Source organism: Streptomyces sp. NPDC045021 (assembly GCF_056432645.1).
Genome location: NZ_JBWKIQ010000001.1, coordinates 508,128 through 520,564 on the forward strand (window position 1 = coordinate 508,128; position 12,437 = coordinate 520,564).

The 12,437-nt window shown below is 70.7% G+C and carries 11 protein-coding genes; 3 read left to right on the forward strand and 8 right to left on the reverse strand.

Going from position 1 to position 12,437, the window contains the following annotated elements:
• Positions 1-8: 8 nt before the first annotated feature.
• Complete coding sequence (locus tag AC07DC_RS02365; RefSeq protein ID WP_478911059.1) at positions 9-1,934, reverse strand: glycosyl hydrolase family 28 protein; 1,926 nt, start codon at positions 1,932-1,934, stop codon at positions 9-11.
• A gap of 4 nt (positions 1,935-1,938) precedes the next feature.
• The gene (locus AC07DC_RS02370) at positions 1,939-3,213 is read right to left on the reverse strand and encodes a glycoside hydrolase family 88/105 protein (protein ID WP_478911061.1); all 1,275 of its coding nucleotides are present in this window, start codon (positions 3,211-3,213) and stop codon (positions 1,939-1,941) included.
• Between the two features lie 344 nt (positions 3,214-3,557).
• Here AC07DC_RS02370 and AC07DC_RS02375 point away from each other — a divergent pair, with 344 nt between their 5' ends.
• Positions 3,558-4,352 (forward strand): VOC family protein, encoded by a 795-nt coding sequence (locus AC07DC_RS02375; RefSeq protein WP_478911062.1) that lies wholly within the window; start codon positions 3,558-3,560, stop codon positions 4,350-4,352.
• Positions 4,353-4,481: 129 nt separating this feature from the next.
• Here the strand turns inward: AC07DC_RS02375 and AC07DC_RS02380 are convergent, their stop codons facing one another.
• Positions 4,482-5,657, reverse strand: coding sequence for a 4-hydroxybenzoate 3-monooxygenase (locus tag AC07DC_RS02380; RefSeq protein ID WP_478911064.1), 1,176 nt, complete (start codon positions 5,655-5,657; stop codon positions 4,482-4,484).
• Complete coding sequence (locus tag AC07DC_RS02385) at positions 5,657-6,862, reverse strand: thiolase family protein (protein ID WP_478912575.1); 1,206 nt, start codon at positions 6,860-6,862, stop codon at positions 5,657-5,659. Before AC07DC_RS02385 ends, AC07DC_RS02380 begins: the two co-directional genes overlap by 1 nt.
• Before the next feature lie 340 nt (positions 6,863-7,202).
• On the opposite strand from AC07DC_RS02385, the gene AC07DC_RS02390 reads away from it, so the two are divergent.
• Entirely contained in the window at positions 7,203-8,723 is a 1,521-nt protein-coding gene (locus AC07DC_RS02390) for an alpha/beta hydrolase (RefSeq protein ID WP_478911066.1), read from the forward strand.
• An 11-nt stretch (positions 8,724-8,734) separates the two neighbouring features.
• Here the strand turns inward: AC07DC_RS02390 and AC07DC_RS02395 are convergent, their stop codons facing one another.
• The 3 genes from AC07DC_RS02395 to AC07DC_RS02405 are packed head-to-tail and all read right to left on the reverse strand — an operon-like array spanning position 8,735 to position 10,028.
• The gene (locus AC07DC_RS02395) at positions 8,735-9,106 is read right to left on the reverse strand and encodes a hypothetical protein (RefSeq protein ID WP_138355235.1); all 372 of its coding nucleotides are present in this window, start codon (positions 9,104-9,106) and stop codon (positions 8,735-8,737) included.
• Positions 9,103-9,318, reverse strand: coding sequence for a ribbon-helix-helix protein, CopG family (locus AC07DC_RS02400; RefSeq protein WP_138355234.1), 216 nt, complete (start codon positions 9,316-9,318; stop codon positions 9,103-9,105). The genes AC07DC_RS02395 and AC07DC_RS02400 overlap by 4 nt, the downstream gene beginning before the upstream one ends.
• 44 nt (positions 9,319-9,362) lie before the next feature.
• Positions 9,363-10,028: a hypothetical protein gene (locus AC07DC_RS02405; RefSeq protein WP_478911069.1), complete on the reverse strand. Its 666-nt coding sequence runs from the start codon at positions 10,026-10,028 to the stop codon at positions 9,363-9,365.
• Positions 10,029-10,158: 130 nt separating this feature from the next.
• Here AC07DC_RS02405 and AC07DC_RS02410 point away from each other — a divergent pair, with 130 nt between their 5' ends.
• Positions 10,159-10,377, forward strand: a complete 219-nt coding sequence (locus tag AC07DC_RS02410) for a DUF2277 domain-containing protein (protein WP_478911071.1) — start codon at positions 10,159-10,161, stop codon at positions 10,375-10,377.
• Positions 10,378-10,461: 84 nt separating this feature from the next.
• On the opposite strand, the gene AC07DC_RS02415 is transcribed toward AC07DC_RS02410, so the two are convergent.
• Positions 10,462-12,336, reverse strand: coding sequence for a glycoside hydrolase family 3 protein (locus AC07DC_RS02415; RefSeq protein WP_478911073.1), 1,875 nt, complete (start codon positions 12,334-12,336; stop codon positions 10,462-10,464).
• Positions 12,337-12,437 lie beyond the last annotated feature (101 nt).

Consider the following 12,437-nt stretch of genomic DNA (forward strand, 5'->3'; position numbering starts at 1 on the left):
CGTTGCGTTCATGCGGGACCGTCCAGGTAGTCGAGGTTGGGGCAGCCCGCCGCGGTCGTCGCGGTGGCGCGGATGGTGTTGGCTCCCGCTTGGAGCGGGACGGAGATGACGGCGGTGCGCCAGGTGTCCCAGCCGCCGGTGCCGCCGAAGGCGGTCCCGGCCGGGACCGCGGCGCCGTTGACGGTGATGTCCATCGGGCGGTCGGCCGTGGTGCCGTTGGCGTAGCCGACGGTGACCTTCGCGGTGCCCGCCTGCGCGGCGTTCACCGTCCACTGGACGTAGGCGCCGACGGCGTTCGCGGAGTTCACGAAGCCGGTCCCGCTGTAGCCGGTGTGGTCGGTGTCGACCGTGCCGCCCGCCGAGTACGAGCCGTCCTCCGCCTCGTACCGTGCGGCCGAGGGCGGCGCGCAGCCCGGGGTCGAGCCGGTGGAGTTGACGCGCAGCGCCCCGCCGGTGGTGTTGGCGCTGTTGGCGACGCAGTAGCCGGCGACGGTCTGGAAACCCAGGTCGTACGGGCTGTTGGTACCGCGCTGGGCGGTGAAGTGGTCGAATCTCACCGTGCTGCCGGTGTTGGCCAGGACGGCCGGCCGGCCGTCGTTGGCGGCGAAGCGCACCGAGCTGTCGGTGAAGGTGATGTTGTTGGCGTTGTGCAGGTACCAGCCGTAGGCGGGGCGGGTGCCGATGCTGTTCGGGTTGTAATCGGTGGGGTTGTTGGACGGGACGGTCACGGCCGTGGTGCCACTGCCGCCCGGGACGGTGATGTTGACGTTGGTGAACGTCACACCGTCGATGTGGTTGCCGCCGGACTCGCCCCACAGCGTGGGGCTGAAGGCGGGTGACGCGCCGGTCGCGGTGATGTTGTCGTAGGTGATGTCACTGATGTGACCGACGCCAGGGCTGTTGCCGCAGCGTTTTCTCGTGCCGATCTTCTGCATGATGGGCGAGCGCACGCCAGTCATGGTGATGTCGCGATAGTGGACGTCGGAGATGTTGGCGCCGTCCATGGAGACCATGCCGAGGCCCGACTTGTCGGCGCCGGTGATCGCGATCGTCTGGAACTGGTAGTCGGTGAAGTCCCCGCAGGTCTCGGAGCCGAACATCAGCGCGTTGCAGCAGCGCGCCGAGAGTTGTGAGTCATGGACGACGACATGGCCGTTCGGGAGTTTCGCGCCGAGCGCGTAGTCGCTCTTGAAGACGAGCGCGTCGTCGTTGGCGGCGATGTGGGCATGGGTGATCACGGCGTTGGTGGTGCTGATGATGTTCCAGCCGTCACGGTCGCTCGCCGTGTCGATCGTCAGATGGTCCGAGGTCACGTTGGAACAGCCGTTGATGAGCGCGGCGAAGTGGCCGCCGCGCCGCAGGGTGATCCCGCTGAGCGTCAGGCCGTTGCAGCGCGTCAGCGAGATGATCTTGTCCGCCTCGCCCGCCTTCGGATTTCCGGTGATGAGGTTGGAGCCGCCGTCGATCGTCCCGGATCCGGTGAAACCGATGTTGGTGAGCCGGTCGCCCCAGATCATGGCGTCGTGGAAGTGGCTGTGCCCGTAGTCCTGGTACGCGTCGTACGCGTTGGACTCCGCAGCGTCGTAGGTGTCCGCGCCGGAACCGGTGAGTGTGGAACCCGAGTCCAGCTGGATGGTCACATTGCTCTTGAGATGGATGGAGTTGGCGGACTTGTAGCTGCCGGAAGGGAAGCGGACGGTGCCGCCGCCGGCGGCATTGGCGGCGGTGATCGCCTTGTTGACGGCGGCCGTGTCGTTCGTCGAGCCGTTGCCCGTCGCGCCGTAGTCCCGGACGTTGAACTCGGCGGCCGCCGGGGCCGCCGCGCCGGGTGCGGCGCCGCGTGCGGAGCCGGCCGTGCTTCCCATGGCGGGCGCCTGTGACAGCCCGAGGAAGACGAACAGGGCGACGCCGACCAGAACAGCAATTCTCTTCATCACGTCACTCCCCGGCCGTCGGTGAGCTGCTGCCGGTGGTGGTCCTCCGGAGCTGCTCGTTCATGATCAGGAAGGCGCCGAGGCCGTGGAAGTCGTTCGTGGCCCGGGTGCGCCCGATGTAGTAGGCGTAGCTGCCGACATTGGTCCCGATGGAGATGTCGGAGAGGTTGGTCCGGCCGTCGCCGCCGAGCGAGATCCTGCCCAGCACGCCCTGGTAGCCGCGCTGGGCCACCGCCGCGTAGTGCGGGTCGATGTAGCCCTGCTCCACCGCGCGGGACAGGGTGAAGGTGAACATGCTGGAGCAGGACGTCTCGGTCCAGTCGTCCGAGTGGGTGCCCTTGTCGGCGACCTGGAACCAGCGCCCGGTGGCCGGGTCCTGGTAGCGCTCGATACCGGCCGCCAGGTTGCGCAGGATGGTCAGCAGCCGGTCCCGCCGGGGCTGGCTCGCCGGAATGTTGTCGAGTACGTCGATGGCCGCCATGCCGTACCAGCCGACGGCCCGGCACCAATACTCCGGGGCCAGTCCGGTGGACGGGTTCGCCCAGCTCGCGGTCTTCGACTCGTCGTAGGCGTGCTTGAGCAGACCGCTCGGCTGCTGGAGGTGGGTTCCGTAGACCACCAGCTGCTTGGTCGTCTCGTCGTCGGCGTAGGTCGCGTCGTTGAACTCCCGCCCGTACTCGACGAGGAACGGGTTGACCATGAACGTGCCGTCGGCCCAGAGCTGGTGGGCGCGGCTGTCCGAGTCGGCGTGCCAGAACCCGCCGTCGGAGGTCCTGGGATACGTGGCCAGCCGGTTGCGGATCTTGGTGGCGGCGGTCTTGTACTTCGTCTGGCCGGTCTCGTGGTGCATGATCACCAGCAGCCGGCCGGCGAGCATGCTGTCCAGGTTGTTGAAGCTCTGGCCGATGGTGCCCTTGCTGTCGACGAACCGGTCCACCCAGCTCTTGATGTACGCCAGGTCCTTCGGGTTGTGGGTGCGTTGGTAGACGAGGTACTGGCCGTAGAGGTAGAGGCCTACGGGGTACGACCAGCCGCCGATCTGGCTGGGAGTGAAGCGCGCCATCGTCGAGTCGGTCATCGCCACCGACCAGTCGGTACCGGCCGCGGCGACACCGGGTTCGGCGACATCGGGGGCTGCGACACCGGGGGCGAAGCCCGGGGCCGCAGCCGGGGCCTGGGCCGACGCGGCTGTCGGCACGGGTGCCGCCGGTGGACCATTCAGCGCGACAAGAGCGGCGCAGGCCGCGAGCGCGGCCGTCAGAGCACGTAATCCGTTCATGATCCCCTCACCCTGAATCCCCTGCATCGGGGGCTGGTCGGGTAGCAAAGGTTGGACCTTTAAGCGGAATCTAGCAGCGCTGAAACATCTGTCAAGAACCCTAACAATTATCGTTGCACCAACTACTGGCTGGATCTTTGACCTTCTGGACCATCCAGGACCCAGTGGTGATTCGGACATGACAGACATCAGATATCGGATGTATTACCAAGAACCACAAGTCGCCAGAAATGCGGCGCGCGGGGACGATGAGTTCTGCAGCACCGCATCGTCTACCTACCTGACGGCCGCGCCCGGACCCCTCGACGGGCAGGCACCGCGAGAACAGCTGGAAGGAACCCCTCATGCTCTCCACCAACTACGTCCCGGGCGCGCCGAACTGGCTCGACCTCGCGAGCCGCGACATTCCGGCGTCGGCCGCGTTCTACAACGCGGTCTTCGGCTGGGATTTCCAGTCCGCCGGTCCCGACGCGGGCGGGTACGGGATGTTCGTGCTCGACGGCAAGACCGTCGCCGGCGTCGGCCCGATCATGGTCGAGGGCGTGGAACCGCGCTGGACGCCGTACTTCATGTCGCCCGACGCGGACGCCACCGCCAAAGCCGTGGAGCAGGCCGGCGGCACCGTGCCGTTCCCGCCGATGGATGTCTTCACCATGGGCCGGATGGCCGTCTTCGCCGACCCGGCCGGTGCCGCGTTCAATGTCTGGCAGCCCGGTGACAACAAGGGCCTGGACCTGGTGACCGCCGACAACGCGCTGTGCTGGGTCGAGCTGCACACCACCGACGCGGCCGCCGCGAAGGCCTTCTACCACAAGGTCCTCGGCTGGGACTACAACGACGCCCCGATGCCCGGCATGACCTACACCCTCATCCGCCCGTCCGGCACCGACGCCGAGGCGGAGCACGGCGGCCTCATGGAGCTGCCGCCGGGCGGCACCGGTCCCGGCAGCACGGCGAACTGGCACCCGTACTTCGGGACGGCCGACTGCGACGCCACCTTCGCCACGGCCGTCGCCCACGGCGCCACCGCCATCATGCCGCCGGACGACGCGCCCGGGGTGGGCCGGCTGGCCATGCTCCTGGACCCGGCGGGCGCCCAGTTCGCGCTGCTCACCGGGGTGGCGCCGGACGCCACCTGACCGCAGGGGGCCTCAGCGCACGAGGCCGACGGCCGCCCTGCGGCGCGAACGCGCACCGGCACCCGCTCTCACGGGGGGAGGGGGTGCCGGTGCGCGCGTTCGCCGGACGCGCCGGACGCTTCAGGTGTGTCAGCCGATCGGCAGGCCGGTGTAGTTCTCCGCGAAGTCGGTGGCGGCGGCGGTGGAGCCGGCGATCCGGTCGAGCTGGGCGGTCTGCAGCCGCGTGGTGAACGGCGTCTGCCCCGGCTCGTTGTGCAGCGTGGTGGTCAAGAAGTACGAGAAGTGCTCCGCCCGCCACACCCGCCGCAGACACGTCCGCGAGTAGGCGTCGAGCAGCTCCGCCGACCCGGTGTCCCGCAGCGCCGCCAGCGCCCGCGCCAGGACGATCACGTCGGCGGCGGCCAGGTTCAGGCCCTTCGCACCGGCCGGGGGCACGATGTGCGCGGCATCGCCGGCCAGCAGCACCCGCCCGTACCGCATCGGCTCGGTGACCGAACTGCGTATCGGCAGCACGGACTTGGCGGTGATCGGACCCCGCTCCAGCTTCCAGTCGGCGTCGATCGCGAAGCGGGCGTCGAGCTCGTCCCAGATTCGCCCGTCCGGCCAGTCGGCGGGATCCTCGCCGTTGGGCACCTGCAGATACAGCCTGCTCACCAGGGGCGAACGCATGCTGTGCAGCGCGAAACCACGCGGTGAGTGCGCGTAGATCAGCTCGTCGCACGACGGCGCCACGTCCGCCAGGATCCCCAGCCACGAATACGGGTACACCCGCTCGAACGTCTGCCGCGCGCTCTCGGGAATCGCCTCGCGCGCCACGCCGTGGAAACCGTCGCAGCCCACCACGTAGTCGCACTCCAGAGTCCGCTCGCGGCCCTCGTGCGTGAAGCGGACGACGGGCGTGTCGGTGTCCGCGCCCTCGACAGCCGTGGCCGGCGCCTCGAACAACAGCGGCCCGCCACCGTCAAGGTGCAGGGCTATGAGGTCCTTGACCACCTCGGTCTGGGCGTAGACCATCACCCGGCGCCCGCCGGTGAGGGACGGAAAGTCGATACGGTGCGCCCGGCGGTCGAACCGCAGCTCGACACCGTCGTGAATCAGCCCCTGCCGGTCCATCCGCTCCCCGGCCCCGCACGCGCGCAGCGCGTCCACGGTGGCCTGTTCCAGGATCCCCGCACGCTGCCGCTGTTCGACGTACGCGCGGTCGCGGGCCTCCAGGACGACGCTGTCGACGCCCGCCAGGTGGAGCAGCCGCGCCAGGAGCAGTCCGGCGGGACCGCCGCCTATGATCCCGACCGTTGTCCGCATCAGCGCTCAAGGACCAGGGCGAGGCCCTGTCCCACCCCGATGCACAGCGCTGCGAGTCCGGTACCGGCGCCCGCCGCCTTCAGCTGATGGGCGACGGCGCCCGCGATACGGGCGCCGGACGCGCCGAGCGGGTGCCCGATGGCGATGGCACCGCCCCGCGGGTTGACGACCGCCGGATCGAGACCGGGCCATTCCGCGAAACAGCCGAGGGCCTGGGCGGCGAACGCCTCGTTGAGCTCGAAGGTGCGCAGATCGCCGAAGCTCCGGCCGGCCCGCGCCAGCGCGCGGTCGACCGCCGCGACCGGGCCGAGCCCGAAGTACTGCGGTTCGATGCCGGACACGGCGCTCGCCCGGATGCGGGCCAGCGGTTCGCGGCCGGTGGCCGCCAGACCCGCCTCGTCGGTGATCAGCAGGGCGGCGGCGCCGTCGTTGAGCGGCGAGGCGTTGCCCGCTGTGACGGTGCCGCCCTCGCGGAACACCGTCTTGAGCTTGGCCAGCGATTCCAGGGAGGTGTTCTCGCGGATCGTCTCGTCCCGTACGAGCGTGGTGCCGTCGACGGGGACGACCTCGGCATCGTACAGACCGTCCTTCCAGGCCCGAGCCGCCTTCTCATGGCTCGCGACGGCGAAGGCGTCCTGCTGCTCGCGGGTGATGCCGTGCTTGTCGGCGATCAGCTCCGCGCCCTCGCCCAGCGGAATCGTCCACGCGGGTTCATGGCGCCGGTTGACCATGCGCCAGCCGATGGTCGTGGAGTACATCTCCTGATGGCCGGCCGGGAAGGCACGGTCGGGCTTGGGCAGCACCCAGGGGGCGCGGCTCATCGACTCGACGCCGCCCGCGACAGCGATCGATACATCCCCGAGGGCGACCGCCCGGTACGCCTGGACCACCGCCTCCAGCCCGGAGGCACACAGCCGGTTGACGGTCACGCCCGGCACCGAGACCGGCAGCCCCGCGAGCAGGACGGCCATCCGCGCGACATCGCGGTTCTCCTCGCCCGCGCCGTTGGCGTTGCCGAAGAAGACATCCCCGATCCTGGCCGGGTCCAGCTCCGGCGAACGGTCCACCAGGGACTTCAGGACATGGGCCGCCAGGTCGTCGGGGCGGACGCCGGACAGCGCGCCCCCGTACTTCCCGACGGGGGTGCGGACGGCGTCGACGATGTAGACATCACGGGTGTTCGACACGTTCGGCGCGCTCGCCATGTGAGTCACCGGTCCCTTCCTGCGGCCTTCGGGGCGCGGCGCGGAGACTTCTTCGCCTGCGTCGGGGTGCAGGATACCGAGCCGGTTGATCACCGCGACCGGCACCCGGCACCCTGATCGGCCGAAGGATCGACGAACGGATCAGCAGACGGGTCGGCCGACGGATCAGCGGACGGGTCGGCGGACGGGCGTCCTCGAGGTGGCACTGGTACCACCGGCGCGGTGGCACCAGCGGGATCGATCTTCGGCCCGGTACGCCGGAACATCGGGAGTGCGACAGCAACACCTTCCAGGAGGAACGATGTTCAGCTTCGGCATGTCACGGTGGAGGATCTCCGCAGTGTCCGGCGCCGTGGTGGCAGCCTTGGCGGGCGCGGTGCTGCCCGCCGCCGCGGTGCAGCCCGCAGGGCAGCAACCACCGGTACCCGCGCGCTACGCGGACCAGCGGCTCGACTGGGCGCCCTGCGACCCCGGCTCGACGCTGGAGTGCGCCGCCATGACCGTCCCGCGCGACTGGCACCACCCCGGAGCCGGCCAGGACCTCACCGTGGAGGTGTCCCGGCACCGCGCCGACGACCCCGCACGGCGGCGCGGCGTGCTGATGATGGCCGCCGGAGGCCCCGGCGCGTCGGGCCTGGGGCGGCCCGAAGGGTTCGCGAAGGACCTGCCCTCGGTGGCCGCCGTCTACGACGTGGTGGGCTTCGACCAGCGCGGCCTCGGCCGCAGTACGCGGGTGCGATGCCAGACGGACCAGGAGTTCCAGGCGTTCTTCGCCGGCGACTTCCGCGACCGCTCCCCCGCGGCCGTAGGCCAGGTCATCGCCCGCTCACGCCAGTTGGCCGCCGACTGCCAAAGCCGCAGCGGCGACCTGGCGCGCTACATCACCACCGACCAGACGGTCCGCGACATGGACCTGTTCCGCTCGCTGCTCGGCGTACGGAAGATCTCGTACTACGGGCCCTCGTACGCGACGATGATCGGCGCCTACTACGCGACGGAGTTCCCCCAGCGCGTCGAGCGGGTCGTGCTGGACAGCAACATCGCGTTCAACGGCACCTGGGAGTCGTTCATGGGCGGCCAGCCGATGAGCTTCCAGCGCCGCTTCGAGCAGGACTTCCTGCCCTGGCTCGCCCGCTACGACTCCGTCTACCACTACGGCACCACCGCCGCCGCGGCGAAAGCTCACTGGGAGGCACGCCGGCTCGCCCTCCACGACCACCCACCGACCGTCGGGACGCTGGCGCTGGGGCCCAACCAGTTCGACAACGGCACGATCCAGGCCATGTACAACGCCTCCGCTCAGTTCGAGGGGCTGGCCGGCGCGCTCACCGCCCTGGACCACTGGGACAGCGCGACCCCGGCGGACAGACAGCGCGTCGTGGACACCTTCGGCTCCTACCTCAGCCCGGGTTTCGTCGCGGAGTTCTTCTCGGTGACCTGCACCGACACCCCGTGGTCCCGGGACATGGACGGCTGGCTGAAGCGCAGCGCGAAGGACGCGGCGGCCTACCCACTTGCCGGCGCCAGGGAACTGGCCTTCGCCGCCGTCTGCGCGGCCTGGCCAACGCCCCCGGCACCTCCGGTCAAGGTCACCGGCACCGGACTGCCGACCGTCCTGATGGTCAACTCCGTCCACGACCCGGCGACGTACTACGAGGGAGCGGTGGCAGCCCACCACCAGTTGCGCGGCTCACGTCTGGTGACGGTCACCGGCGCCGGTGACCACGGCCAGTACCGGAACGGCAACACGTGCGTGGACAGCATCGTCACCAACTATCTGCTGACCGGAACCGCCCCGCCCCACGACACCAACTGCCCGGCGAACCCGCTCCCGGTGCCGGGCCCAGCCGCGACCGGCTGACGTCCCCAGCCTCAGCTCAACGGGCGCAGCACCTCGGCGACCTGCTGGATCCCGGTCCTGTGGGTCTTGACCCGGTCCACCAGATCACCGAGGGCGACCGTGTCCGGCAGCGTCTTCCAGCCCGCCGCAGCGCAGTACGAACGGGTCATGGCCATCGCGTAGAACTCGTTCATCGGCGATTCCAGCGGCGGGCACACAGTCAGCGTGTGCAGCAGCGCGGCGGCCCGCCAGGCCGTGTCGTGGCCGGGGCTGTCGGGCGCCATGACAAGATCGGAGGCATGACGGGCTATGGCAGCCTCGATGCCCGAAGGGTCCCAGACCGTGGGGTCGGACGGCAGGTGATGGGCGAGGACGTTCCAGGCCCAGGTCAGGTCGATCTTCACGACTTAGGGCCGAACCTCTCCTGGACGTACGCCCAGTTCTCCTCGTTGTTGAAGTCCGCCGCCGCGGCCAGGAACCGGTCACGGTTCTCGTCCAGCTCGCGCCTGGCGGCCTCGGTGATCAGAGCGGTGACCGTGGTGCCCTGCTCAGCGGCGCGGACCTTGAGTCGCTCGAGGAATTCCTCGTCAAGGCGGATCGTCACATGCTTCGACATTGCACCAGCGTACAGCGATAGTGCTGTACGCGGCGAGGCCCCCGTCACGCGCGACGCGGCGAGGCCAGCAGGAAACGGCCGCCGGCGCCGTCCGGATGCTCGGTGACCTGCCAACCTGCCCGCTCCAGGGCAGTCGCGCAGGCGGCCGTCCCGAGGGCGGCGGACCCGGCGGAGCCGCCGCCGGTCCAGTTCACCCGCACTGCCTCGGGCTGCTGCTGCGCCGGGCCGACCCGGTATCCGTCGATGCCGTTCTCGGCCTTCCCGCCGTCCACCGCCGGGCGGCACCCGGCCGCTTCCAGGGCCAGCGCGGCCCCGGGGACGAGGTGGCCGCGTTCCCACGGGCAGGGCACGTCCATGACCCCCCGGTTGGTGACGCGGCGCAGCTCCAGGAGGCCTTCCCAGGCGACGCCGACCTCCCGGGCCCGGCGCGGATCGTCCGTCGTCGCCGTCTCGTGCCCGGTGCGCGCGGCGAAGGTCGCCACCTCGGGCGGAGCGTCGGGCGGTGGTTCCGGCGGGGGCGCGAGCAACTCGGTGCGCAGCGCGAGTCCTGCCGGGGTCAGATAGCAGCGGTGGGGGGCGCGCGGGTGCTTCATGGCGAGCCCCTGGCCGCAGAGGGCGTCCAGCACCGCCTGTGAGCCGCGGAGCAGCCCGGTGTTCGCGTCGGCGGCGGTGATCAGGCGACGCTGGGCCACGGTCGGCTGCTTGCTCATGTCCACCCCCGTCAGGTGTCGGTCGTACGGCGGAAGCGCCCAGCGGCGGCATGGTCCGCTGCCCCCGTGGGACGACAGTACCGACCGGCTGTCCCGGCCGACTGTCCGAGGGGCGGAGCACACTGGAGGCATGTGCCGAAGCATCAAGACTCTCCGACCGCCGATGACGCCCGAGGTCCATGACGAGGACATCAGGGCGGCGGCGTTGCAGTACGTCCGCAAGGTCTCCGGATTCCGCGCCCCGGCCGCCCACAATCGCGAGGCCTTCGACCACGCGGTGGACGCGGTGACCGAGGCCACCCGGCAGCTCCTCGCCGAGCTGACCGTGCGCGGCGCCCCGACGTCGTAGCCCGCACCGCCACCGCGGCCCTGCCGCCCGCCGCCCGCCCGCGGAACGGGCGGACGGACGGCGGAGCGCGGACGGTCGGCGGCGTCAGGCGAGGGTGAGGCCGTGGCCGAAGGGGAAGAGCGGGTTGCCGGAGTCGTTGGGGATGTCTTCGTGGCCTGCTTCGACCTGGGCCATGGATCGGGGCAGCTCGAAGGGCAGGCGCCCCTCGGGGGCGGCCCTGCCGAAGAGGACGTCCAGCACCGCGGCGTCCGAGGCGCCGAAGTTCCCCACCAGGGCCGCCGCCCGCTCCGCGATGTCCGGGATCACCGCGGGCCGGTCGAGGAAGATGTCGACGATCGTGGGCACCGCGTCGGCGACGTCGAGGATCGGGCGGAGCTCGTCCTCGGTGAAGTCCAGCCGGCCGGCGCGGAAGAAGGATTCGAAGCCCTCGGTGCGCCGGTCGAACGGGGTGGCGATACGCAGCACCGCGACATCCGCCTCCTGCGGGGTGCCGACCACGGTGCCGTACCGGGCGGCGACGTCGGGGTCGATGCCCTCGGTGTACAGCCGCAGCCCGGTGGCGAGCGGCAGCAGCGGGGCGGCGGACGGCGCCGGGCGGTCGGTGAGCACGGTGACGGAGCGGCTCTGGGCCGCGGTGCCCGCGTCGCGGAACTCCTGGCTGCCGCAGATCCGGGCGGCCTCGTCGGGGTCCACGTAGGGATCGTCGAAGAGGCCCAGGACGAACTTCTCGCGCAGCAGCCGGCCCACCGAGAGGTCGATGCGCTCCTCGCTCACCCTGCCGCCGCGCACCAGCTCGACGACGAGTTCCGGGCAGGCCTCGCCGCCGAGCTGGTCGGCGCCGGCGTCCAGGATGCGTTCGACGCGGGTCAGCCGGTCGAGGTGTTCCGCGCCCCAGGCGCGCGCGGGGAAGGGCGCGCCGAAGATCTCCGAGTCGGTGACCAGGCCCCAGTCGGTGCAGACGATGCCGTCGAACCCGTAGGTGCCGCGCAACAGCCCGGTGATGACGCCCTTGTTGAAGCCGAAGCCGATCTCCTCGTACTCGGTGCCGACGGGCATCGCGTAGTACGGCATGATCTGTGAGGTCCCCGCCTCGAACGCGGCCTCGAAGGGGATCAGGTGGTGTTTGAAGTTGTCGCCGGGGTAGACCTGCTCGCGGCCGTAGGCGAAGTGCGCGTCCTCGCCGTTCAGTTGTGGTCCGGCGCCGGGGAAGTGCTTGGTCATGGTCGAGACGCTGCCGGTGCCGAGGGTCTCGCCCTGCAGCCCGCGGATGTACGCGGCGACCATGCGGGCGGCCAGGCCCGCGTCGGATCCGAAGGTACCGACGACGCGTGCCCAGCGCGGTTCGGTCGCCAGGTCGGCCATGGGGTGCAGGGCGAGACGGATGCCGACCGCGAGGTACTCGCGGCGGACGATGTCGGCGTGCCGACGCACCAGTTCCTCGTCACCGATGGCGGCGAGGCCCGGCGGCTCGGGCCACAGCGAGAACCCTTCGGTGTGCACGGTGGCGGCCGGGTTGTCCATGAACCCGTTGCGCGGGTCGGTGGAGATCGTCACCGGAATGCCGAGCCGGGTGGTCGCGGCGAGCGCCTGCAGGCGGTTGTTCCACTCGGCCATCCGGCGCGGGGCGGCGGCGCCGAACAGGTTGAAGTGGTTCATCAGCTTGCCGGTCACCATGCGGGAGGTGGAGGCGCGCATGGGGTCGTCGTCCGGGGCGCCGCTCTCCGGCTCGACGAGGGTGCCGTCCGGGTTGATCCCGACCATGGTCTGGAAGAGCAGGCCCGCCTTCTCCTCCAGCGTCATGCGCCCGACGAGGTCGGCCGCCCTTTCGGCGGCGGGCAGCCGGGGGTCTTCGTACGGTTCCATGACGCCGTTGCCGTTGAGGTCCCGGAAGGGCGTGCCGTCGGGTGCCTGGAGCAGGGGTGTACGGATCGGTGGACGGGTCGTCGGGTCCTGGGGCACGGGGGTTCGTTCCGTTCTGTCGACTTGTCGGCTCGCGCGCTCAGCGCGGGCGGCGCGGGCGGCGCGGGACGTGGGCGGCGCCGCGCGCTGTCGGCTGGTTC